Origin of the sequence: Diaminobutyricibacter sp. McL0608 (assembly GCF_039613825.1) — a bacterium.
In the GTDB taxonomy this organism is placed as follows: domain Bacteria; phylum Actinomycetota; class Actinomycetes; order Actinomycetales; family Microbacteriaceae; genus Diaminobutyricibacter.
In genome coordinates this window covers 1,335,634-1,356,899 of sequence record NZ_CP154826.1, presented here as the reverse complement: position 1 = coordinate 1,356,899, position 21,266 = coordinate 1,335,634, and the positions used below count along the sequence as shown (strand labels likewise).

The 21,266-nt window shown below is 66.9% G+C and carries 21 protein-coding genes; 6 read left to right on the top strand and 15 right to left on the bottom strand.

The genetic code is table 11. From position 1 onward, the window contains the following. Positions 1–15: 15 nt before the first annotated feature. Positions 16–1,557, bottom strand: coding sequence for a hypothetical protein (locus AAYO93_RS06270; RefSeq protein ID WP_345764142.1), 1,542 nt, complete (start codon positions 1,555–1,557; stop codon positions 16–18). 11 nt (positions 1,558–1,568) lie between these two features. Further along, positions 1,569–3,422 (bottom strand): ABC transporter ATP-binding protein, encoded by a 1,854-nt coding sequence (locus AAYO93_RS06265; RefSeq protein ID WP_345764141.1) that lies wholly within the window; start codon positions 3,420–3,422, stop codon positions 1,569–1,571. Positions 3,423–3,710: 288 nt separating this feature from the next. On the opposite strand from AAYO93_RS06265, the gene AAYO93_RS06260 reads away from it, so the two are divergent. From AAYO93_RS06260 to AAYO93_RS06245, 4 genes are all read left to right on the top strand, one after another. Further along, positions 3,711–4,403 carry a phosphocholine cytidylyltransferase family protein gene (locus AAYO93_RS06260; protein ID WP_345764140.1) on the top strand — a complete coding sequence of 231 codons (693 nt, stop codon included), beginning with the start codon at positions 3,711–3,713 and terminating at the stop codon, positions 4,401–4,403. Between the two features lie 63 nt (positions 4,404–4,466). Beyond that, positions 4,467–5,336, top strand: coding sequence for an ABC transporter permease (locus tag AAYO93_RS06255; protein ID WP_345764139.1), 870 nt, complete (start codon positions 4,467–4,469; stop codon positions 5,334–5,336). Continuing rightward, positions 5,336–6,073 carry an ABC transporter ATP-binding protein gene (locus tag AAYO93_RS06250; RefSeq protein WP_345764138.1) on the top strand — a complete coding sequence of 246 codons (738 nt, stop codon included), beginning with the start codon at positions 5,336–5,338 and terminating at the stop codon, positions 6,071–6,073. The genes AAYO93_RS06255 and AAYO93_RS06250 overlap by 1 nt, the downstream gene beginning before the upstream one ends. A 125-nt stretch (positions 6,074–6,198) precedes the next feature. Beyond that, positions 6,199–6,513, top strand: a complete 315-nt coding sequence (locus AAYO93_RS06245) for a hypothetical protein (RefSeq protein ID WP_345764137.1) — start codon at positions 6,199–6,201, stop codon at positions 6,511–6,513. Between the two features lie 7 nt (positions 6,514–6,520). Here the strand turns inward: AAYO93_RS06245 and AAYO93_RS06240 are convergent, their stop codons facing one another. After that, complete coding sequence (locus tag AAYO93_RS06240) at positions 6,521–6,832, bottom strand: helix-turn-helix domain-containing protein (RefSeq protein ID WP_345764136.1); 312 nt, start codon at positions 6,830–6,832, stop codon at positions 6,521–6,523. A gap of 119 nt (positions 6,833–6,951) precedes the next feature. Between AAYO93_RS06240 and AAYO93_RS06235 the strand changes: the two genes are divergently transcribed. Further along, a complete protein-coding gene (locus AAYO93_RS06235) occupies positions 6,952–7,857 on the top strand; it encodes a hypothetical protein (RefSeq protein ID WP_345764135.1) in 906 nt (301 codons plus the stop codon). 9 nt (positions 7,858–7,866) lie between these two features. Here the strand turns inward: AAYO93_RS06235 and AAYO93_RS06230 are convergent, their stop codons facing one another. The 4 genes from AAYO93_RS06230 to AAYO93_RS06215 form a co-directional block, all read right to left on the bottom strand. Beyond that, positions 7,867–8,757 (bottom strand): glycosyltransferase family 2 protein, encoded by an 891-nt coding sequence (locus tag AAYO93_RS06230; protein ID WP_345764134.1) that lies wholly within the window; start codon positions 8,755–8,757, stop codon positions 7,867–7,869. After that, positions 8,744–9,562 (bottom strand): CDP-alcohol phosphatidyltransferase family protein, encoded by an 819-nt coding sequence (locus AAYO93_RS06225; RefSeq protein WP_345764133.1) that lies wholly within the window; start codon positions 9,560–9,562, stop codon positions 8,744–8,746. Before AAYO93_RS06225 ends, AAYO93_RS06230 begins: the two co-directional genes overlap by 14 nt. A 2-nt stretch (positions 9,563–9,564) precedes the next feature. Beyond that, on the bottom strand, positions 9,565–10,611 hold the full coding sequence (locus AAYO93_RS06220) for a glycosyltransferase family 2 protein (protein WP_345764132.1): 1,047 nt from the start codon (positions 10,609–10,611) through the stop codon (positions 9,565–9,567). Positions 10,612–10,737: 126 nt separating this feature from the next. After that, a complete protein-coding gene (locus AAYO93_RS06215; protein ID WP_345764131.1) occupies positions 10,738–12,417 on the bottom strand; it encodes a S1C family serine protease in 1,680 nt (559 codons plus the stop codon). A 183-nt stretch (positions 12,418–12,600) separates the two neighbouring features. Between AAYO93_RS06215 and AAYO93_RS06210 the strand changes: the two genes are divergently transcribed. Continuing rightward, positions 12,601–13,812 (top strand): pyridoxal phosphate-dependent aminotransferase, encoded by a 1,212-nt coding sequence (locus AAYO93_RS06210; protein WP_345764130.1) that lies wholly within the window; start codon positions 12,601–12,603, stop codon positions 13,810–13,812. Here the strand turns inward: AAYO93_RS06210 and AAYO93_RS06205 are convergent. From AAYO93_RS06205 to AAYO93_RS06170, 8 genes are read right to left on the bottom strand one after another with little or no spacing between them, the layout of a single operon-like run. Then, entirely contained in the window at positions 13,791–14,612 is an 822-nt protein-coding gene (locus AAYO93_RS06205; protein WP_345764129.1) for a carbon-nitrogen hydrolase family protein, read from the bottom strand. The two genes, AAYO93_RS06210 and AAYO93_RS06205, sit on opposite strands and share 22 nt — an antisense overlap. Continuing rightward, on the bottom strand, positions 14,602–16,356 hold the full coding sequence (locus tag AAYO93_RS06200) for a sensor histidine kinase (protein ID WP_345764128.1): 1,755 nt from the start codon (positions 16,354–16,356) through the stop codon (positions 14,602–14,604). The genes AAYO93_RS06205 and AAYO93_RS06200 overlap by 11 nt, the downstream gene beginning before the upstream one ends. Further along, positions 16,353–16,751 carry a response regulator gene (locus tag AAYO93_RS06195; protein WP_345764127.1) on the bottom strand — a complete coding sequence of 133 codons (399 nt, stop codon included), beginning with the start codon at positions 16,749–16,751 and terminating at the stop codon, positions 16,353–16,355. The genes AAYO93_RS06200 and AAYO93_RS06195 overlap by 4 nt, the downstream gene beginning before the upstream one ends. Next, on the bottom strand, positions 16,748–16,888 hold the full coding sequence (locus AAYO93_RS06190) for a hypothetical protein (RefSeq protein WP_345764126.1): 141 nt from the start codon (positions 16,886–16,888) through the stop codon (positions 16,748–16,750). Before AAYO93_RS06190 ends, AAYO93_RS06195 begins: the two co-directional genes overlap by 4 nt. After that, a complete protein-coding gene (locus tag AAYO93_RS06185; protein ID WP_345764125.1) occupies positions 16,885–18,375 on the bottom strand; it encodes a glycosyltransferase in 1,491 nt (496 codons plus the stop codon). The genes AAYO93_RS06190 and AAYO93_RS06185 overlap by 4 nt, the downstream gene beginning before the upstream one ends. Continuing rightward, on the bottom strand, positions 18,372–19,115 hold the full coding sequence (locus AAYO93_RS06180; RefSeq protein WP_345764124.1) for a PHP domain-containing protein: 744 nt from the start codon (positions 19,113–19,115) through the stop codon (positions 18,372–18,374). Before AAYO93_RS06180 ends, AAYO93_RS06185 begins: the two co-directional genes overlap by 4 nt. Then, a complete protein-coding gene (locus tag AAYO93_RS06175) occupies positions 19,112–20,113 on the bottom strand; it encodes an ATP-grasp domain-containing protein (protein ID WP_345764123.1) in 1,002 nt (333 codons plus the stop codon). Before AAYO93_RS06175 ends, AAYO93_RS06180 begins: the two co-directional genes overlap by 4 nt. Continuing rightward, positions 20,110–21,177 carry a response regulator gene (locus AAYO93_RS06170; protein WP_345764122.1) on the bottom strand — a complete coding sequence of 356 codons (1,068 nt, stop codon included), beginning with the start codon at positions 21,175–21,177 and terminating at the stop codon, positions 20,110–20,112. The genes AAYO93_RS06175 and AAYO93_RS06170 overlap by 4 nt, the downstream gene beginning before the upstream one ends. Positions 21,178–21,266 lie beyond the last annotated feature (89 nt).

Here is a 21,266-nt window from a genome sequence, read left to right as displayed (position 1 = left end):
AGGTCGGTCGGGAGCTCAGTCGTTCCGCGTCGCAAACGCCATGAGTTCCGGCCCTCGCCGATCGAAAGCCCTGGCGCCGAGGTAGAGGCCTCCGAACAGCGCACCGAAGCCGATCAGCACGGCCACGATCGGAGACACGACGATCCAGAACTGCGCGACGAGGAGCCCCAGCACGAAGGTCGCGATGATCGGAGCGGCGAGCAGGATGATCGCGAAGAAGCTCAGTGACTGCACGAGCGCTGCCGAGGCCCCTGAGGTCTGCGGCTGCGCGAACGCACTGTCGCCGGGTTTGGTCGCGGGGTACGGGAACATGGCGGATGCGACGCTCGACAGGCCGATTCCGATGAGCAGCAGAGCGCCGCTCAGGGCGGCGACCGCGGGCAGGACGACCCAGTCCCCGAAGACAGCGGTGGTCACCACGGATCCGATGGCGATGAGGGGGATGCCGACGAGCACGACGGGGAAGATCCTTCCCACTCGGTCGGCGAGCCCGCGGGTCCCGGAGACGACGTGCAGCCAGATCGCCGTGTTGTCGAAGGCGATGTCGTTGTGGATCGTCCAGCCGAGGAAGAGACACATGATCGGAAGCGGCAGCAGGGCGGTGTAGTGCGAAGGGATGCCGGCGACGGTCAGGGCCACGACGATGAAGATCGGAAAGATCGGGATCATCACGAGAGCGATCCAGTACCGTGCGTCGCGGCCCCAGTACGTTATCGACCGTGCGGCTATCGCCGCGGTCGGGCCCCCCGGGAGCCTGTCGAACCATCCGAGCCCTGCGTAGGCCTTGGCCTGTGCTTCGCGCTGGGGTGTCACGAGCATCCGAGCCACGAGCGCGACCCATACGAGCCAGAGAAGCCCGAGTGTTGCGGCCGCGATGAGCACCTGGAGCACGGCTGCGCCCCAATCGCCCTCGGCCGCCGCTCCCGGAGCCGACCAGACCGCGCCGAGCGGCGTCCAGGCGAGCCAGCCGGCGAAGCCGTTCAGAACGCGCATCCCATCGCGACCCCAGTCGACGGTGAGCAGGAGAATGACGACCGGCGAGATGAGGACGACGATCAGGACCCCGGCGAGTCCGCCGAATTCACGCGAACGCCGGGTTGCGAGCAGGAACGAGGCGACCGAGGTCGAGATACGCGAGGCGATCACGCAGGTGAGGACGGCAAGTACCGCGCAGACCAGTGCGACGAAGGCCGAACCAAGGTCGCGTGACCAGGTGACCACCGTCGAGAGCGAACAGATCGTCAGCACCAGTGACGGGATGCCGATGAGTGCCGCGAGCGCGAGTCCCGTTGCCAGTTGCCGGTTCTGAATGCCGAACAGGGAGAACTTGCGCGGGTCGAGCGTGTCGTCGACCCCGAACACGAGCGGGAGCAGCACGAACCCGGTGAGCACCACCGATCCGACCACCGTCAGGACGTTGTGCACGAGTGCGACATCGGGCGACAGCCGCGCGCCGACCAGGGACAGAACGACCACGACGGTGATGATCAGGCCGTAGACGAGTCCGATCACCAGCCCGAACACCTGCCAGGGGCTGCGCCGGAAAGCGTTCGCCATCAGCCGGAGTTTCAGTCGGAGAAACTGTGTAACCACTCCATGCCTTCCGCCGCTTTGCGTCCGCCCGCGAGTTCGACGAAGCGCTCTTCGAGCGTCTCTTCCCCGCGGACCTCATCGACCGTGCCCGCGGCCAGCACGCGCCCACGGACGATGATCGCGACGCTGTCGCAGACCCGCTGGATGAGGTCCATCCCGTGGCTGGAGAGCACGACGGTCCCTCCGGCGGAGACGTATCGCTGCAGGATGTCGATCACGTTCGCCGCCGACACGGGGTCGACGGATTCGAAAGGCTCGTCGAGCACGAGCAGTCGGGGCGAGTGGATCATCGCGGCCGCGAGAGCGATCTTCTTCGTCATGCCCGCGGAGTAGTCGGCGACCAGGCGGTTCAAGGCGTCTTCGATGCCGAGCGCCTTCGCGAGGTCGGCCGAGCGCGAGCGGACGACGTCGTTCTTGAGTCCGCGAAGCGTCCCCGAGTAGTAGAGCAGCTGCGCCCCGGTCAGTCTGTCGAACAGCCGAAGCTTGTCCGGCAGCACTCCGATCGTGCGCTTGGCCTTGACAGGGTCCATCCACGCGTCGACGCCGTGTACCAGAACGCGGCCCGCGTCGGGTCGGAGCAGGCCGGTGACCATGGACAGCGTCGTCGTCTTTCCTGCCCCATTCGGTCCGACAATGCCGTAGAACGAACCACGTCGCACGTCGAGGGACACGCCGTCGACAGCGACGGTGTCGCCGAAGCGCTTCACGAGGCCGGAGAGGGAGAGCACGATCGGGGCAGTCGTGGCGTCCGGAGCGACCGGAGCCTCCGTGGTCGCCGCGAGAACGGCCGAAGAGCTCGCCAGTTCCGCCAGCGGCTCATCGATCGGTAGTTCTTCTCCTACCGGCACAACGCCCTCTTCGAGAACAGGCGCCTGCTCGACGAGAAGAGCTTCTTCGAGAACAGCCATCTCCGCCACCGACGGCGATTCATCCACCCCGGCTGGCTCGTCCGCAACGGCAACCACCTCGACGACCGCGGGCGCCTCGGGAACTGGCGCCACCTCGGGGACAGGCGTCTCTTCGACAACCGGCGTCTCCGCAACAACCGGCGCCACCTCAGCGACGGGCGCCTCCTCGACAACCGGCGCAACCTCAGCGACGGGCGTCTCCGCAACAACCGGCGCAACCTCAGCGACGGGCGTCTCCTCGACAACCGGCGCCTCCGCTACGGCCGACACCACAACGACCGAAGGCTGGACGACGAGCTCTGCGACGGTCTGCGTCACGACCTCCGGGGTCGCCTCGACGTCAGGGGTGGCGGTCGGTGCTGCCTCGGCGGGCTTCGCGGCCCGCGAACGTGTCGGAGTGGTCTTCGGCTGCGACACCGGGGAGGTCGTGCGCGTGCGGGTCGTCGCAGGCTTACGAGCGGGAGCCTTCGCGGGCGGCTGATCTTCAGACGCTTCCGCCGACCCGCTGGAAGCGGCCGCCGCCCCTGCGGACGCCGTGCGTGTGGTCGAGCGCGCGGCCGGCTTGCGTGTCGCAGGCTTGCGCGTTCGGGTGCTCGGCGCTGTGGGGGCTGCCGTGCCGACGGCGGCGGCCTCGTCCTTCGCGGCGGGTTCGGCGGTCTTCGAGGTGGACTCGGCCACCACCGTCGACTCGACCGCAGCCTCATCGGATTCATCCCGCTTGCGATCGGCCGGGGTGCGTGTCGACGTGCGCCGGGCTGCGGGAGTCGCGCGCTTCGCCGGTGCGGCGGCCGGCCCCTTTTCGGTAGCGCTCGCAGTTCGGGTCGAGGTCGCGCGGCGCGTGGACGGTCGCGGGGCGCTCGTCTTCTTTTCCGGGGTCTCTGAGGACTCGGGGCTGTCAGAAGGTGGGCGCTCGAAACTCACTCCGCTAACGTATCAAGCCGCTCTCCGATCTGCGTCGCATAGTCACGAAGTTGTGCAGTTCTACCCAGAATCGCACCTAGGAAACTCCTGTGAGGAATATCACGAGTGCACAACGACCTCGGCTACCGCTGCCCCTCGAAGGGGTGCATCGGTAAACTGGCGACGGCATAAAGGGGTGTCGATACGCGTAAGTGCGGGTGAACGCCGGGTGAACGCTCCTCTGGGGAAGCGATTCGCGCGGCCGGCGCTGGTAAGGCCAGCGGCCGCACGGAACACAAGGAGACGATTATGACCACACAGGTAGTGATTCTGGCGGCCGGAATGGGCAGCCGTCTCGGGCGTACCCTCCCGAAGCCGCTCACCGAGTTGAGCGATGGCCGCACGATCATGCAGCAGCAGTTCGACAACATCCACCACGCCTTCGGCAAGGCCGCCAAGGTGACGATCGTCGTCGGCTACAAGCTCGAGCACATCATCGAGGCGTTCCCCGACGCATCCTTCGTCTACAACGAGATGTACGACCAGACGAACACGTCCAAGAGCCTCATGCGCGCCCTCCAGGCGTCGACCTCCGGCGGTGTGCTCTGGATGAACGGCGACGTCGTCTTCGATCCGACCGTCCTCGACCGCGCTGCGGCGATGGTGGCCCGCGACCAGACGTTCGTCACAGTGAACACGTCATCGGTGGCCGACGAAGAGGTCAAGTACACCACCGGCGCCGAAGGCTACATCGAAGAGCTGTCGAAGACGGTGAAGAACGGCCTGGGCGAGGCCGTCGGGATCAACTACGTGTCGAGCGGCGACAAAGCGGCTCTCCTGCGCCAGCTCCAGCGCGTCGGCGACCAGGACTACTTCGAGCGCGGCATCGAACTCGCCATCGAGCAGGACCGCATGCTCGTCGAGCCTGTCGACATCTCGGACCTGTACGCGGTCGAGGTCGACTTCGCCGAGGACCTCGAGAGGGCCAATCTCTTCGTATAGTCGTATGGTCGCCGATACGACCTGCGCCATTTGTCGCGCAGCCTGACCAATACGATGGGTTTCGTGAGTACATACGCCGAAGTGCGCCCCGGCCAACGGACGCGTTCGGCTCGCTATCGCCACTCGCTGTGGCTGCTGACGAAGCGCGATCTCCGGGTTCGCTATTCGACGAGCGCGCTCGGCTACTTCTGGTCGATCCTCGACCCGCTCGTGATGAGCGCGATCTACTGGTTCGTGTTCACCCAGATCTTCAAACGTTCGGTCGGAGAAGACCCGTACATCGTCTTCCTCCTCGCGGCGCTGCTTCCCTGGATGTGGTTCAACGGCACCATCTCCGACTGCACGCGCGCGTTCATCCGCGAAGCGAAGCTGATCCGGTCGACGACGATCCCGCGGACGATCTGGGTCAATCGCCTCGTACTGTCGAAGGGCATCGAGTTCCTCGCCTCGCTCCCGGTCATCGCGCTCTTCGCGATCGTGAGCCACGCAAGCCTCAACTGGAACATCCTCTTCTTCCCGCTCGCGGTCCTCATCCAGACGATCCTGACGATCGGAGTCGGCCTGATCGTCGCTCCGCTCGTGGTCTTCTTCCGCGATCTCGAACGGGCGGTCAAGCTCTTTCTCCGCTTCCTCTTCTACGCGTCCCCGATCATCTACAGCGCGCGCGACCTGCCGGGCGGCTGCACGACCGCTGTGGCCGCGAAACACTGCGCGGCCTCAGTCGGCCAGCAGGCTGACACGCTCTTCACCTGGCACTTCTGGGCGGCCTTCAATCCGCTGACGGGCATCTTCAGCCTCTACCGCTCGGCTTTCTTCCCGCAGGAACTCGACTGGTTCCTCGTCGCTGTGGCTACGATCATGTCCCTGCTCCTCCTCGCTGTCGGCTTCTTCGTTTTCAAGCGCTGCGAGCGCGCGGTGCTGAAGGAGATCTGATGAGTGCGCCAGTGATCGAGGCCCGATCGATCGGCATCCGCTTTCGGCGCAACCGAGGCGGCAGGCGATTGTTCAAAGACCTCTTCTCGTCGAGCAACCGCAGGAGCAAGCCCGACGAATTCTGGGCGCTGCGCAACCTCACGTTCGATGTCCAGGCCGGCGAGGCCATCGGCGTGGTCGGCCGCAATGGGCAGGGCAAGTCGACGCTTTTGAAACTCGTCGCGGGCGTCGTCCTTCCCGACGAGGGCGAGGTCGTCGTCGCCGAGGGCGTCGCACCGCTCATCGAGATCACAGGCGGATTCGTCGACGATCTCACGGTGCGCGACAACGTCTACCTGACCGCGGGTCTTCACGGGATGACCCGCAGCCAGATCGACGACCGCTTCGAGGACATCATCGGATTCGCCGAGATCGAAGACTTCGTCGATACGCCGTACAAGCACCTGTCGAGCGGCATGAAGGTGCGTATCGCATTCTCGGTCATCTCCCGCCTCGAGGAGCCGATCATCCTGGTCGACGAAGTGCTCGCCGTCGGAGACCGGGGATTCAAGGAGAAGTGCTATGCACGCATCGAGGAACTGCTCGACGGCGGTCGCACCCTCTTCTTCGTGTCGCACAACGAGAAGGACCTGCGCCGGTTCTGCTCCCGCGGACTCTATCTCGACAAGGGCAAGCTGGTGCTCGACGGCCCGATCGACGACGTCCTCGCGCTGTACAACACCGACTACGGCGTCTGACGCTGGGCCGGGCTGGACTCGGCGACTCCTCAACAGCAGGCAGGTTCACTCCGTCGTCCACAGAAATCGTCGACGCCAGCGGCTCGACCGCGGAGATGGTCGGATGCGGCGCTTAGCGTTGCCGCATGATCCGACGCAGAGTTCCACGCATCCTCAGCCGTTTCCGACCCCGTCCTGCCGCCTACCGGGTTCCCTGGCATGTCGAACGTGACGCGGCACCGCACTATCGCATCCGAAACATGGCCGACCACGCGCTTCGCGGAGTCACGGTCAGCGTGTTCGGCACCTCGAGGCTGCGGGTCGCAGCGCCGTCGGTCGTGCATCCCGGCGGCGTGATCCACGCGAGCGTCAGTGGCCCCGACCCGGCCCGCGACACGATCGTCGTCGTGCGGTGGTTCGCGCCCGACGGAGCCGAATATCTGTGGCAGGTGAGTTTCTGACCCGCGGTCAGCTGATCGATCCCGACCGCAGATTGCGTTCACGAATGTATTCGGCGGCTGTCAGTGCATGCATCCGCTCGGGCAGGTCACCCTGACCGAGTCCGGCAACGAGAGTCGCCGGGTCGATGCCGAGCACGGCGGCGATCCGCACGATCGTGTGGAGGCTGGGGTTGGCAACACCCCTCTCGATCTTGCCGAAGTTCGTCACGTGCATCTCGGCGAGGTCTGCGATGCTCTCCTGGCTGAGGCCGAGCCCCAATCGCGCATCGCGGACACGTTCACCGAACAGGCGGGCGGCTTTCGAATGGGGTTCAGGCATACGTCATGACTATTCGTCCCAAGCCTGCGAATCCAGAGCGCTGCAGCCTCTACTGTTCGTGCTGTAAGTGCACGCTACTTATAATACATGTATTGAGGGCGGCACGTAGACTCGGGGCGATGGCACGTACACCGAAACCGATCGTCTCGTCGACAGGGGGAACGCCGCGCGGCGGCCAGACTTCCCCGGTGCTCAACCGCGGTATCGACCGTTTCCTTGCGATCCAGCGCCCGGTCGTTCTTTCGCACCTTCGATCCATCCGGCGCCGCAACCCTGGTGCCGCGCCGGCGCAGCTCGCCACGATTCTCGAACGCCGCTATCTCGCGGCCGTCACCACAGGGGGAGCCGCCGTCGGGGTGACTGCGGTGGTACCGAGCATCGGCACCGGCATCACCCTCGCGCTCTCCGGTCTGGAGACCGCCGGATTCCTCGAGGCGACGGCCCTCTATGCGCAATCGCTCAGCGAGCTCCACGGAATCGCCGTCGACGATCCTGATCGCGCTCGTGCTCTGGTCCTCACGATGATGCTCGGGCGCGAAGGCTCAGATCTCGTGCGCCAGCTCGCCGGTCAGCTCGGCGGCTCCGGAACGACCCGCACCGCTTACTGGGGCGAACTCATCGCTTCCAGCCTTCCTCGGGCAGTGGTCGGCCCACTCGCCGACCGGTTGAAGACCGTCTTTCTCCGCCAGTTCGCTGTGCGCGGCGGAGCGAGCATCGTCGCCCGTGCGATTCCGTTCGGCGTCGGTGCGGTGGTGGGAGGCGCCGGCAACAACATGGTCGGCCGCCGGGTCATTCAGAATTCCAGGCTCGCGTTCGGACCGGCTCCAGCGGACTATGTCCCGGCGCTCGACCTTCCGCCGCTCGTGATCCGCTCCCGCCCGGCCGTGCTCACGACGGCGTCCAGCGGCCTCAGGAGGATCGGTGGCGTTGCGGGTGGGGCTGCCGCGGGTGCCGGTCGGATGGCCCGCCGTGCGCTCCCGTGGCCCCGCCCCGATGCCCGCCCGGAAACCGCACCCGAGCCCTGACAACCCCGCTCAGACGACCGGCGGCCGTCCGGCACGCGTCATGCGCCACACGGTTCGCCAGGACATCGGCCTGCGCTCGCCCGGGTCCGTCCTCCAGCCTTCCGACCATCCGCCGAACCACGCGACGAGTGCCGACGGTCGACGGAACCACCGGAGGAGCTGGATGCCCGTCCAGGCGCCCACATACAGCGGGACGAGGATCGCGGGCAGGTTGCGTCGCGCGAGCCAAACCCGATTGCGTGCGTTGAGCCGGTAGTAGTACGAGTGCCGTGTGGGTTCGATCGCCGGATGATGCGCCACCAGATCACCCGCGTACCAGGCGCACCTGCCCTGGTCCCAGACCCGCCAGGCCAGCTCGATCCCTTCGTGCGCGTAGAAGAAGGGGTCGGCCCAGCCGCCGGTCGCCTCGAAGAGGTCCCGCGGAATGACGACCGCTCCCTCCCACACAGAGAACACCACGCTCGACTGGTCTGCTTCACCCTTGCGGATGCGTGGCACCCAACGCCGCGGCGACGTGCTCCCCGACGGATCGACGACGCGGGGCTGGATCATCCCGATCGCAGGATCGCGGATGAGGTGCGCGGCGGCTTCGGCCAGAAAATGCGGCGAGGGGATGCTCGCATCGTCATCGAGGAAGAAGAGGAGCTCCCCTGAGACGCATGGCACACCGCGGTTGCGTCCGGCAGGAATGCCGAGGTTCTCCTCGAGAGCAAGAGTGGCGACACCGTCAGGAAGGGGCGGCTCCGCCGCCGCGGGATCCCAGCCGTTTCCCACCACGACGATGTCGGTCTCGACGCCCTGCTGGGCGAGGACGGAAGCAAGGCCCCGCCTCAGATCATCGGGCCTCTTCCCCTGCGTGAGGACGACGACTCCGAAGGTCGTGGGCTCAGGACCGGACACGTTTCGACGCCATGATCGCGATGAAGTGCCCGATGAGCGCGAGAAGGGCCAGCGGAACCAATACGGCGACGAGGATGCGGTTCGCGAGGTCGTCGCCGATGAACAGGCCGACGATGGCGGCGAGCAGCGCGAGCATCGTCAGTTCGACCGAGTGGTAGAGCCGGTGGAACGGAACGAACCGTGCTGCGCGCCGCAGTGTCGAGACGAGACCGTGCGTCGGCGCCGACTCGCCGTGCGTATCCGCGAGTTTCGCGAGCCCGGCGTTGGCGCGCGCGACGTGGACCATGTCGTTGAGCGCCTTGTTGAGCACGATGATCAGCGCGAGCGTGACGCCGAGTGTCGTCCAGAGATAGTCCTCGGGCGCCTGAAACGGGGATCCGGCAGCGCGGAAACCGAGCACGACGGGGATGAGAGCCTCCGTCGTGTAGTGCCCGACCTTGTCCAGGAAGACGCCAGCAGGCGATGAGGTGCCCCGCCAGCGGGCGACCTCGCCGTCGCAGCAGTCGACCAGCATCTGCAGCTGCCCGAGGATGAGGGCGAGGACCGCTCCCCAGATCCCCGGGATCAGGAGGGCTGCAGCAGTCGACCAGCCGACCAGGATCATCAATCCGGTCACACCGTTGGCCGAGATGCTCGTCTTCAGCAGCAGCCAGGTCAGATACGGCGACAGGTTGCGGAGGTAGAGCGACGCCGTCCAGTGTTCCGCGTTGCGCCGGCCGCGCACTTCGGGCGGCTGGGCGATCGCGCGCAGCTCGGCGATCGAGGTCGGATGGGCGCCGTGGGACCCTGTTGCAGAGGCGTCCATGCCTACCTTCCCGTGTGTGCTGTGATGTTGCGCGTGAGCGAGAGGTAGCCCAGTACGAAGCCGATCCCCCAGCAGAAGTGGATGCACGGCAAGACTATGAGAAACCAGAGCGTCGCGCGAAGGCCCTCCGAGCGCATCAGCACGATTGCGGCGACGATGACGCTGAGCAGGTAGAACGCAGGGATGGCGAACCCGAGGAGCAGCCACGGCGTCGCGCCGACGGCGGCCTGGACGATTCCGCCGATGCCGAGGAGGAATCCGAGTGTGACGGCGACGACCATCGCCGGCGGGACGAAATAGCGGATGCCGTTGGCGGCGGGAAAACGGCGCGCGAGTTCGCCGCGCCAGACGCCGGTCGAGACGAATTGGCGTGCAAGGCGATCGAGGTTGGGTCTGGGGCGGTAGGTGACCTTGAGGCGTGGAGTGAACCAGACGGTGCCGCCCGATGCACGAAGGCGTCGGTTCAGCTCCCAGTCCTGCCCCCGCTTGATACCTTCGTCGAAGAGCCCGACGTCGAGGAGCCGCTGCCGTTGGAAGACCCCCAGGTAGACCGTCTCCGCCGGGCCGTCCTCACCCCCGACATGGAGCTTGGTGCCCCCGAGTCCGATCCGGCTTCCGTACGCGCGTGCGACCGCGCGCTCGAACGGAGTGATGCCCTGAGCATCCATGATTCCGCCCACATTGTCTGCACCGGTCGACTCAATCGTCTCGACCGCGATGCGGGTGTAATCGGCGGGCAGCACGGAATGCGCGTCGACGCGCACGACGATCGGGTAGATGGAAGCCTCGATCGCCAGGTTCAGCCCGGAGGGCGTCGAGCCGACCTCGTTCTCGACGATCTTGATGCGCGGGTCGGCCGCCGACAACTCGGCGACGAGCTCCGTCGTGCCGTCGATGCTCGGACCGAGCGCGAGAGTGACCTCGAACGGACCTTCGTAATCCTGGGCGAGCAGACTGTCGACGGCAGCCCTCACGTGGGTGACCTCGTTGAGCACGGGCATGACGTAGGACACACCGGGGAGGGTGTGCTCTGGTGCCTGTTCCGCCATCTGATCCATTCGCCGTGAGGGTCGGTTGAGCTTACCAGCCGGGAAGATTCGCAATCTGGCGGCTCACACAGGAAAGCCGCCCCCGCGGCGGATCCACGGGGGCGGCTGGTCCGATCGCGAGGCGATCTACTTGGTGCTGAAGGTTCCGAGCGTGACGGTCGTCGTCTTCGTCGCGCCACCGCGAACGTAGGTGACGTCGGCCTTGGACCCGCCGGCGAGTGCACGCACCTGAGCTGTCAGGTCGGTAGCGCTCGTGATCGGGAGCCCGTTGAAGTTGGTGATGATGTCACCGGACTGAAGGCCACCCTTGGCGGCTGCGCCACCGCTGGTGACGTCCTTGATCTCGGCGCCGACGGTCGTGCTCTTCGTGTCGCTGGTCGCGTCGGCTACGGATGCTCCGAGGAGGCCGTGGCTCGCCTTTCCGTCCTTGATGAGCTCCTGGGCGATGCGCTGGGCCAGGTTCGCGGGGATGGCGAACCCGACACCGATGCTGCCCGACTGGCCGCTCGTGCTCGAGGTGTCGCTCGCGCTGGCGATCGCCACGTTGACGCCGATGATCTCGGCCTTGTCGTTCAGCAGCGCGCCACCGGAGTTGCCCGGGTTGATCGCCGCGTCGGTCTGGATGACCGGAAGGGAGATCGTCGCGGTCGGCGTGGTCTGGCTCTGGCTTCCGCTGCCGCTGCCGCCCTGGCCGGGGAGGTCGAAGTTCCACAGGTTGAACGGACCGCCGCTGCCGCCGTTTCCGTTGCCCTGCGTGCTGTCGCCGCTGCTGGGGGCTGCGGACGATGCGATGCTGATGCTTCGGTTGAGCGCGGAGACGATCCCGTTGGTGACGGTGCCGGAGAGGCCGAGCGGTGCGCCGATGGCCACAGCCGTGTCACCGACGTTGATCTTGCTCGAGTCGGCGAACGTCGCCGGGGTGAGCCCGCTGGCCCCGTTGAGCTTGATGACGGCGAGATCGGTCGTCGGATCGGTACCGATGACCTTCGCGCTGTACAGTTTGCCGTCGTTGTCCTGCACCTGGACCGTCACGTTGGACGCCTGGCCGTCGAGGGTGACGACGTGGGTGTTGGTGAGCACGTAGCCGTCGGACGAGAGGATGATTCCCGATCCGGTGCCGCCTGAGCTTCCGCCGGTCACTGAGATCGTGACCACGCTGGGCGACGCTTTCGCGGCCACCGCAGTGACGATCGTCGCGTCGTTCGGGTTGTTGACCGTGATGTTGGTCGCACCGGACGCGTTGCTCGACTTGACCGTCGTGTTCTGCGACGCAGCGTAGATGCCGACGACGCCGCCTCCGGCGACACCGCCGATCAGTGCGCCGATCGCGAGGGTCGCGATGATCAGGCCGGTGTTGCGCTTCTTGGCCGGCTTGCCGACGCTGGGCGCGAGGGGGGTGGTCGGCTGCGTGGCGTAGCCGTGCGGCGCCGCGTAGGGAGCATAGGCCGGAGCCGGCTGTCCGAACGCGCCGTTGCCGTAGTCGGGCTGCGGGGCGGTGGGCTGCTCGGCGGTCGGCTGCGGGGCGATCGGCTGGGCCACGGGCTGCGCGATCGGCGTCTGCGGAACGGTGGGCTGGGTGTCGGCGGCGGTCGGTGCGGCAGGAGCCTCAGCGATCGGAGCTGCGGGAACTTCAGCAGCGGGAACAACGGGCGCCTCGGCGGCCGGCGTCTCGGCCGCGGGCGTCTCAGTGCTCGAGATCTCGGGGGTGGAAGCTGCAGGCTCGACGACCGACTCGGTGCGGTCGTCTTCAGGCTGCGCCTTGGCGGGCTCCGGGGTAATCTCAGAGCCGTTCGTGTTGTCGGTCATGGTTTTGCTCCTTCCAAGCACTCACAGCATCCGCCCCGTACCTGAGCATTCTATTTGGACGCCCTGTGAGCGACCTTCCGCCTGCCAATGACTCTCCCCAGGTGCATCTGCCGGAGTGAACCCGTGAAGCCGTAGGTTTGAGTCTGACGCCGATTGCGGATCCGGCGCGTCGAAGGGAGCAGCATGGTCGTTCCAGGATCATGGCAACGTGCCGCGCACGGCGCAGGTCTCCTGTCGCCCGACGGCCGGAGCGCCCCGACGATCTTCGCCGAGATGAGCGCCCTCGCGACCCGCACCGGCGCCATCAACCTCGGTCAGGGATTCCCTGACGAGGATGGCCCGGACGAAGTCCTCACGGCCGCCGTCGACGCGATCAGGTCCGGCCAGAACCAGTACCCTCCGGGGATCGGGATCGCCGATCTGCGCCTGGCCGTCGCGGAGCACCAGGCACGCTTCTACGGCATCCGGGTCGATCCCGACACCGAGGTCCTGGTCACCGCCGGGGCGACCGAGGCGATCGCTGCAACGCTGCTCGCCCTTCTCGAGCCGGGTGACGAGGTCGTCACCTTCGAGCCCTTCTACGACGCGTACGGCGCCCTCATCGCCCTCGCCGACGGCGTCCACCGCACCGTTCCGCTGATCGGCCCTGACTTCCTTCCGGACCCGCATGCCCTCAGGTCGGCGGTGACGGATCGCACCCGGGTCATCCTGGTGAACAGTCCGCACAACCCGACCGGCTCCGTACTCCCCCTGGAGATCCTCGAAGTGATCGTCGAACTGGCCCACCGCCACAACGCGATCATTGTGACAGACGAGGTGTACGAGCACCTCACGTTCGGCGTCGACCACCTGCCGATCGCATCACTCCCGGGAGCCCGGGAGCGCACGGTGAGCATCTCGTCCGGCGGCAAGACGTTCAACACCACCGGCTGGAAGGTCGGCTGGATCACGGCGCCCGCCGAGCTGGTGACGGCGATCCTGGCGGTCAAGCAATTCCTCACCTACGTGAACGCCGCGCCGTTCCAGCCGGCCATCGCGGTCGGCCTCCGCCTCGGCGACGACTACTTCACCGGCATCGCAGCCGATCTCGAGGCCAAACGCGACGTGCTCTCAGCCGGTCTTCGCAGCGCCGGCTTCGAGGTCGCCCATTCACACGGCACCTACTTCGTGATCGCCGATGCAGCCCCGCTCGGCTTCACGGACGCCGTCGACTTCTGCCGACAGCTGCCCGAGCTCGCCGGTGTGGTCGCGATCCCACTGTCCGCGTTCTGCCGTGGCGACTATGCGGTGAGCCGCGCATCCCTCGTCCGGTTCGCGTTCTGCAAACGGGTCGACGTGCTCGAACGCGCGGCCGCCCAGCTGACCGGGCTGCGTCAGCGCTCGACGACGCGGTAGCGGCGCAGCGCGAGCGACGGGTTCAGCTGGCGCACGGCATCGAGCCGCTCCCTCGACAGGGTCGCGCTGGCGAGACCGGGTGTCTCGCCGAGTCCGGCGAGCGCGACGCCCATCGGATCGAGGATGACACTTCCACCGACGCCGATCGGCGGAGACTGGTCGGCGGCAGCGACGAACACGGTGTTCTCGATGGCCCTGGCGGCCAGGAGGGTCGACCAGTGCTGCTCCTTGAGCGGTCCGCGCACCCACTCGGCCGGCACCAGCACCAGCTCGGCCCCGGCGTCGACCAGCCTGCGGGTCACCTCCGGAAATCGGATGTCGTAGCAGGTCTGCATCCCGACCCGGAAGCCGTCGAGGTCGAACAGCTGTGGCTTCCCGAGGTCACCGGGCACGACCCAGGACGATTCCGATGCGCCGAACGCGTCGTAGAGGTGCTGCTTGCGGTAGGTCGCCTGCACGCTTCCGTCGGGCGCGACAGCGACCAGCGTGTTCGAAAAACGCTGTCGGTCGTCCACGCGTTCGACGAGGCCGGCGACGACGTGGACGGCATACTTCGACGCCAGCTGCCCGAGGTGGGTGACGAACGGGCCGTCGAGCGTCTCGGCCGCCTGCACGAAGGCTTCGCCGAGCGGATGCACGAAGAACGACGAATACTCCGGAAACAGCACCAGCCGCGAACCGCGCGCGGCAGCCTGCTCCACGAATCCGGTGACCGTCGCCCTGTTGGCCTCAGGATCGGGTCCCGGCGCGAACTGCGCGATCGACACCACCGTCCCTGGGCTCACCGTCTCAGGACTCATCGTCGTTCCTCCCTTCGAGCGGGATCCGGACCGTGAACGAGGTGCCGACACCCTCTTCGCTCGCGATGCTCATCCTGCCGCCGTGAGCTGTCACGATCGCCTTCGTGATCGTGAGGCCGAGTCCCACTCCGGGGACGGCGTTGCGCGTGGCTGTCGAGGCGCGGAAGAACCGCGTCGAGAGTTGTCCGAGCTCGACCGCGGGAATGCCGATGCCTGTGTCGCTCACCGTGATGCACGCATCCGGACCGTCCACCTCCAGGGCCACTGTGATCGTGCCGGCGGCCGGCGTGAACTTGATCGCATTCGAGATCAGGTTGTCGACGGCCTGACCGACGCGCTGCGCGTCGCCGCGCACCGTCACGGGGCCGTCGCCGATGCGGGCGACGAGCTGGATGGCGGCGGCGGATGCGGCCGGCCTCGCCGACTCGATCGACGCGCCGACCACTTCGGCGAGATCGAGGTCCCGGAGATCGAGCGGGAACTGCCCTGATTCGACCTGGGCGGTGAAAAGCAGGTCACCGACGAGCCGGAGGAGCCGGTGGGCGTTGCGCTCCGCAACCCCCAGGAACTGCAGCTGTTCGGCGGAGAGCGGCGACTCCTCGTCGTCACGCATCAGCTCCAGATACCCGAGGATCGAGCTCAGTGGCGTGCGCAGCTCGTGCGAGATGAGGCCGACGAACTCATCTTTGAGTCGCGCGAACTCGCGGGACTTGGTCATGTCCGTTGCGACGAAGATGAAGCCGATACGGTGGCCGTTCTCGTCAAGACGCGGCGTGGCGGTGACCTGGACCGGGACGTGTTTTCCGTCGGCGCGCACGTAGGTCCAGTCACGTGCATCCGCATAGCCCGCCCGCACCGCGTCGACCAGTGCCGAGAAGTCCTCGGGGCTCGAGACGGTGACGTTGCGGGCATCCATCTCACCGAGGCGGTCTTCCAGCTCCGACTGCAGGTGGAAATCGACGACGTGCCGACCCCCGGAACGCACCTGCTCCACGGTCAGGCCCAGCATCTTCTCCGCGCCCGGGTTCCAGACGTCGATGAGGCCGTCGAGATCGGTTCCGATGACAGACTGCTCGGTGACCGCGTTCCAGATGCTGAGGATGAGACGGTTCGCGGTCTTGAGCCTCGCCTCGTTCAGCGCCAGCTCGTCGCTCGTCCGTACCGCGCGCTCGAGGAGTTCCTTGCGCTGTTCGGATGCGGCCTCTGCTGCGGCGAGCTGCTGCCGGACCCGGTGGGCGATCTCGTTGATCACGAAGGCCACGATGAGATAGATGACCGGGGCGTAGAACGCCCGGACGAGGTCGGTGCCTGTCGAAACCTGGCCGTCGGCGAGGATGGGCGCGAACAGCACCAGGAAGGTCCCGACAGCCGCGATCAGCGCGTTGATGCGGCCTTCCTCCGTCGCGATCCACACGAAGGGCAGCAGCAGCACCGACCCGAACGGTGAGAGCACTCCACCCGTTCCGAGCCGGAAGAAGCCCACCGCGACGAGCGAGATCACCGGAATCACGATCACCGTCTCGGCCGGGAACCGTGACCACGGAATCACGGCGGCGAGCACACTCGCCAGTGCCACCAGCACGATCGCGACGACGAAGTCAGCGAAGATGGTGATCTCGGCGACCGGACTGGGCAGAAGCAGCAGGATGATCGCGATGGCGAACGCGAAGATCGTCGGGACCAGCTTGATCAGCGGGGAGGGCGAGTCGAGGGAGACTCGCGCGATGAGGCGGTCGAAGGTCACGCGTCGTCCGATCCGTCGAGCATCTCGGTGATGGTGCCGGCCAGCTGTCGTGGACTGAACGGCTTGACGATGAACCTGTCGGAGCGCACCTCGACCGACCTCTGATCGGTGAGCATCTGGACCGACGCCGAGACGATCAGGATGAGCGTCGCGTCGAACCGACTGTCGGCACGCATGCGGTCGGCGACCTCGAGCCCGCTCATCACCGGCATCGAGATGTCGAGCACCACCAGGTCGATCCCGCCGGCTTCGATGGCGTCGAACGCGGCCTGCCCGTTGTCGACCGCGGCGACGACCTCGACCCCGGCACGCTCGGCAGCGATCACCATCAGTGCGCGGATGTCGGGATCGTCGTCGGCGATCACGACGCGCCGCAATACGGCCGCCTCACTCATGAGAAGAACACCACCCGGATCGCGACGAGCACCCCGACCACCAGGAGCGCGACGAGCGCTTTCGGTATCAGCCGCAACTCGGCCCGGCGGTCGGCATCGATCTCGGCCTGGAGCTCGAGTTCCGTGTCGTGGTTCATCCGAGCACCCTCCCCGTCTTCTCCGTCTTGTCCCAGGTCTGCTCCGCACCGCGCAGTTCCTTGATGTAGGAGTCGACCGTCACCGCACACAGCATCGGTCCGTAGCCCACGATGTAGGTCAGCAGCGGCGAGAAGATTCGCCCGACCTTCGTCGAGTCGACGAGCTTGACGAGCCAGGCCGCGACCATCGACAGGGTGATCCAGGCATACACGAACAGCGTCCAGGCCGTCTGTGCCTCAGCCGTGAACTCGATACCGAACCACCCGGGAACGACCTGGTCGATGAGTCCGGGGAAGAACGCCGAGATGAGGACGAGGATCGAGATCAGACCCGGGAACAGGATCGCCTCGCGCCAGCTGCTGCGCCCGGTCTTCGGGTCCAGTTGGACCCCGAGGACCATCGCGAAGACATAGGTGCAGGTCGCGAGTGCCCACGTGGACCGGAAGACGGCCGCGGCGAGGTCGCTGTGCAGCAGGAACAGCCCGACGAGACCGATGGTCGACAGCACCATGGCGACCGGGAGCAGGAAGATGCTGAACCAGAACACACCGAACGAGATGCTCCCGAGCCGATGGGTCCGGGAGGGGCGGAACCAGAGCTTGCGATACATCCTGGTCACCTGCACGTTGCCGCGCGCCCAGCGCAGCCGCTGCTTCCAGAGGGCGGCGATACGGTGCGGTTCCTCCGCCAGAACGACCGCGTACGGCTCGAAGACCACGCGGCGCCCGCCGACCTGGGTACGGAACGTGGTGACCGTGTCCTCGGCGAGCGATGACGTGTCGATGGCGCCGCCGATCGCCTCGAGGTTGGCTCGCGAATGCAGCTGCGCACCCCCGGCGAGACAGGCGATCGCACCGAGCACGTTCTGTGCACGCCGTGACGCGGACTGCGCGAGGACGTACTCGAGACCGATGAACCGGGTGAGGAAGTTGCGGTCGGAACTGCCTTCCCGGATGTAGGCCGTCACCGCCCCCACCTCGTCGTCGGCGAGATGGCGGGTCATGCGGCGCAGCGAGTCCGGCAGGTAGATGACGTCGGCGTCCATGATCAGGAGCGCCTCCATCCAATCCTCGGCGAGCACGGCACGGATTCCGTGGTTGAGGGTGTGCGCCTTGCCCTCGCCGCCCTTGGCCCGTCGCAGATGGAACACTCGTCCGGGATGCTGCGCGGCCATGCCGAGTACCACCTCAGCCGTGTGATCGGTGCTCGCGTCGTCGACGACATAGACCCGCAGGGCATCCTCGGGGTAGTCGAGCGTGAGGAGTCGCTGGATCGACGCACCGATCACGGCGCCCTCGTTCCACGCAGGGACGATGACCGCGACCCGTGGCAGGTACGGGGCGGCGCGCTCGTAATGGTTGATGAAGGCGTGGAACGGAATGACGATGAACTGGTACGCCATCGCGACGATGGGTACGGCCCCGATGGCGACGAAGATCAGGAGGATGGTCGTGAGCACGGTCAGCCAGAAGGCATCGCCGCTCACGGACGCTCCCCCGCATCCTCATCCCGACGCGCTTCGCCGATGATGACCGCGACCCGCTCGTAGCGGCCGACCGCGTCCGCCGAGTGGCTGTCGGTCGACGCGACGACGCGGGCGCCGGCAGCCATTGCAGCCCGCACCGCACGCGGCCCCGGGCATCCCCACTTCTCGTTGACCTCGACGATCGTCCCTGTGCGGGCCGCGGTCTGCGCCCACGCGCGGAGCTGGTCGTCGCCGAGCAGGTCCTCGGAGAGTCCGACCTTGGGCAGGATGGAGAACCAGTGCGCCAGCTGGGCGTGCGGCGTCGACTCCATCGCCCGGTTCCCGGCGACGATGAGCTGATCGAGGGCGTCGGATGCCGCGAGTCCGTTCGCCAGCCTCTCCCGGGTGTGCGAAGGGGACCAGGGACCGTCGGTGCCCGGGAACTGGTGGTCGCCGATCACCACCGCATCCAGTCCCCCGATGCCGGCCATCAGGCCGGGAGGAACATCGACGGCACCCGTGACGTCGAGCAGTTTTGCCTCGACGCCGGTGAGGACGGTGAGCGACGGATCACGCGCTTCGGCCACTACCGCAGCGACGAACTCGGGAACCCAGGTCGTCGACCGTCGCACGTGGTCGGTGAGCCGGATCTCGCGCAGCCCGACCGAGGCTGCAGCAGCGAGATTCTCGCTGAGGGAGCTTTCGGCGTCGTCGGAGAATGTCGAGTGCACGTGATAGTCGCCGAGAAGGACCTCTGTCACTCCTCACCCGGCCCGTCTGCGTGCGCCGCATTCTCGGAGACGAGCACGGCGGCGGGGTCGAGGAAGACGTCTTCGAGGAAACGCACGTTGGCGAGTTCGACGAAGTCGACGCTCTCCGGAACGTCTCGCCCCATCACGAGATCGTGAAGCAGGGAGGGCATGTCGACGCCGGATGCGATCGTGAGCGGCATCGCGCCGGGAAAACGCGGATTCACCTCCAGCAGAGCTGGAACACCGGCGGCGCTGTAGCGGAGCTGCACGTTGGCCACGCCGGACAGGCCGATGGCTCGCGCGACCGCAGCAGCGGTGTCGGAGAGCTCTGCCCTGCGCACGGTGCGGCCTGCGATCGAGACACCGGAGTCGACGCGTTCGCGTGAGCGCGGCACGGCGGCGATGACCGCTCCGTCGAGTCCCGCAAGGACGTCCACGGAGAACTCGTCGCCGGGAAGGTGCTCCTGGATGATGTTCTTCTCGTCGTCGCCGAGTGCTTCGAGAGCGGCACGATCCGCAATCAGCCGGACTCCCCGCGAACCGGCGCCGCTGCGCGGCTTGACGATGACCGGAAAACTCCAGTCGTAGTCGCGTCCGTCGCCGTTCAGGAGGCGGGTCGTCGGCACGGTCACCGTCGGACGGCATCGTTCGGCCAGAAGGTACTTGTCAAGGCAGACGGCCAGGGTCTCGGCGCTCGGAGCCGCAAGGCGCGTGCCGGCGGCGAGCAGATCATCCCGCCGCGCGGCCAGGCCGGGAAGCTCGACGTCGACGGTGGAGAACAGTACGTCGATCCGGTCGGCCCTGCACAGCGCGATGACGTCATCGACGAAGGCCTCGGAGCGCCCCGGCGGAACGATCCTGCGCCGATCGGCGCCGACCAGGTACAGGCCGCTCGCCCACCCGTCCATGTCGGCGGCGAAGACCTCCACGTCTTCGCGCTTCAGGAGGGAGCGGAGTACAGCGACCCCGGCCGGTCCGCCGACACCGGTCACGAGTACACGGGTCATGTGCGATCGCCTTTCAGTCGTGCGGCGTTCGAGATCGACGATGCCGGCACCGAGATGTCTGCGGTGTCCTTGATGACCTCGAGCGGTTCACAGCTCGTGCCACCGCCGAATCGCGACCAGTATCGCGCCGTCGCGAGAACGAAGTCCGGGTCGAGGTACGCACGCACCTCCGTCTGGGACTGGTAGCAGCGGATGAGCGCCAGCTTCGCCTCGGTGAAACCGTCGATGGGCACGAACCGGGTCGGACGGAAGTCGATCGTCGCCGATGGGCTCTGGTAGCAGCAGACCGTGCGCACCGACCGGGTGGCGACCAGCGTGGCCGAATGGACCGCCCGGTGATCCTGGTGGCGTTCGTGGGCGCTGTGTGTGTAGACGATGTCGGGCCGCACCTCCGCGACCACGCGCTCGATGATGCTGACGGTCGGATCGGCTGCCGAGATCTGCGTGTCCTCGAGATCCTCCATGAAGAGCCGCGCGCCGAGCAGCTCGGCGGCGGCGAGGGATTCGTGCTGCCGGTCGTCGGCGTCCCCTCCCCGTGCACCGCGCGACAGCGTCAGGATGACCACACGGTTACCGGCCGCCCGGTGCGCGGCCAGGATGCCGCCGACGCCGATCTCCACGTCGTCGGGATGCGCGCCGACCGCCAGGACGACCTGGGGGTCCTGTGCGGCCTTGGTGAGTCGACCCTTCGAGGCGAGGCGCGTGACGATGGAGACCAGGTCGGCTGACGCGATCGGCTTCGTCAGGAATTCGTCGGCCTGGCTCCGCAGCGCGGAGACGGCGTACTCGATCGAAACATGCGCGGTCATCACGACGACAGGCATACCCGGATAGGACTGGCGGAGTTCTTTGAGCAGGTCGAGTCCGCTGATCCCCGGCATCTCGATGTCGGTGATGACCATGTCGGGTTCGAAATCCGCGATGCCATCGAGCGCGAGCGCCGGATTCGTGATGGCCAGGACGACGGCGTCCGCACGTTTCTCGAGCACGGTCTTCATGTACAGAGCGACGTCCGGATCGTCTTCGATCACGCAGACCCGGTATTTCTGCAGCGCGTTCGCCATCGACTTCCCCTCTTTGTCCAACTCTATGGGCCGGTGCGCGATATTCCACGCCATCGGGCCGGGCGGGTGCGCGATGTGCACCGGCGGTT

What these genes read in the sequence shown, in the direction of transcription:
- AAYO93_RS06270 (WP_345764142.1), bottom strand. Translation starts at nt 1,557, where the DNA reads ATGGCGAACGCTTTCCGGCGCAGCCCCTGGCAGGTGTTCGGGCTGGTG.
- AAYO93_RS06260 (WP_345764140.1), top strand. Translation starts at nt 3,711, where the DNA reads ATGACCACACAGGTAGTGATTCTGGCGGCCGGAATGGGCAGCCGTCTC.
- AAYO93_RS06250 (WP_345764138.1), top strand. Translation starts at nt 5,336, where the DNA reads ATGAGTGCGCCAGTGATCGAGGCCCGATCGATCGGCATCCGCTTTCGG.
- AAYO93_RS06245 (WP_345764137.1), top strand. Translation starts at nt 6,199, where the DNA reads ATGATCCGACGCAGAGTTCCACGCATCCTCAGCCGTTTCCGACCCCGT.
- AAYO93_RS06240 (WP_345764136.1), bottom strand. Translation starts at nt 6,832, where the DNA reads ATGCCTGAACCCCATTCGAAAGCCGCCCGCCTGTTCGGTGAACGTGTC.
- AAYO93_RS06235 (WP_345764135.1), top strand. Translation starts at nt 6,952, where the DNA reads ATGGCACGTACACCGAAACCGATCGTCTCGTCGACAGGGGGAACGCCG.
- AAYO93_RS06225 (WP_345764133.1), bottom strand. Translation starts at nt 9,562, where the DNA reads ATGGACGCCTCTGCAACAGGGTCCCACGGCGCCCATCCGACCTCGATC.
- AAYO93_RS06220 (WP_345764132.1), bottom strand. Translation starts at nt 10,611, where the DNA reads ATGGCGGAACAGGCACCAGAGCACACCCTCCCCGGTGTGTCCTACGTC.
- AAYO93_RS06215 (WP_345764131.1), bottom strand. Translation starts at nt 12,417, where the DNA reads ATGACCGACAACACGAACGGCTCTGAGATTACCCCGGAGCCCGCCAAG.
- AAYO93_RS06210 (WP_345764130.1), top strand. Translation starts at nt 12,601, where the DNA reads ATGGTCGTTCCAGGATCATGGCAACGTGCCGCGCACGGCGCAGGTCTC.
- AAYO93_RS06205 (WP_345764129.1), bottom strand. Translation starts at nt 14,612, where the DNA reads ATGAGTCCTGAGACGGTGAGCCCAGGGACGGTGGTGTCGATCGCGCAG.
- AAYO93_RS06195 (WP_345764127.1), bottom strand. Translation starts at nt 16,751, where the DNA reads ATGAGTGAGGCGGCCGTATTGCGGCGCGTCGTGATCGCCGACGACGAT.
- AAYO93_RS06190 (WP_345764126.1), bottom strand. Translation starts at nt 16,888, where the DNA reads ATGAACCACGACACGGAACTCGAGCTCCAGGCCGAGATCGATGCCGAC.
- AAYO93_RS06175 (WP_345764123.1), bottom strand. Translation starts at nt 20,113, where the DNA reads ATGACCCGTGTACTCGTGACCGGTGTCGGCGGACCGGCCGGGGTCGCT.
- AAYO93_RS06170 (WP_345764122.1), bottom strand. Translation starts at nt 21,177, where the DNA reads ATGGCGAACGCGCTGCAGAAATACCGGGTCTGCGTGATCGAAGACGAT.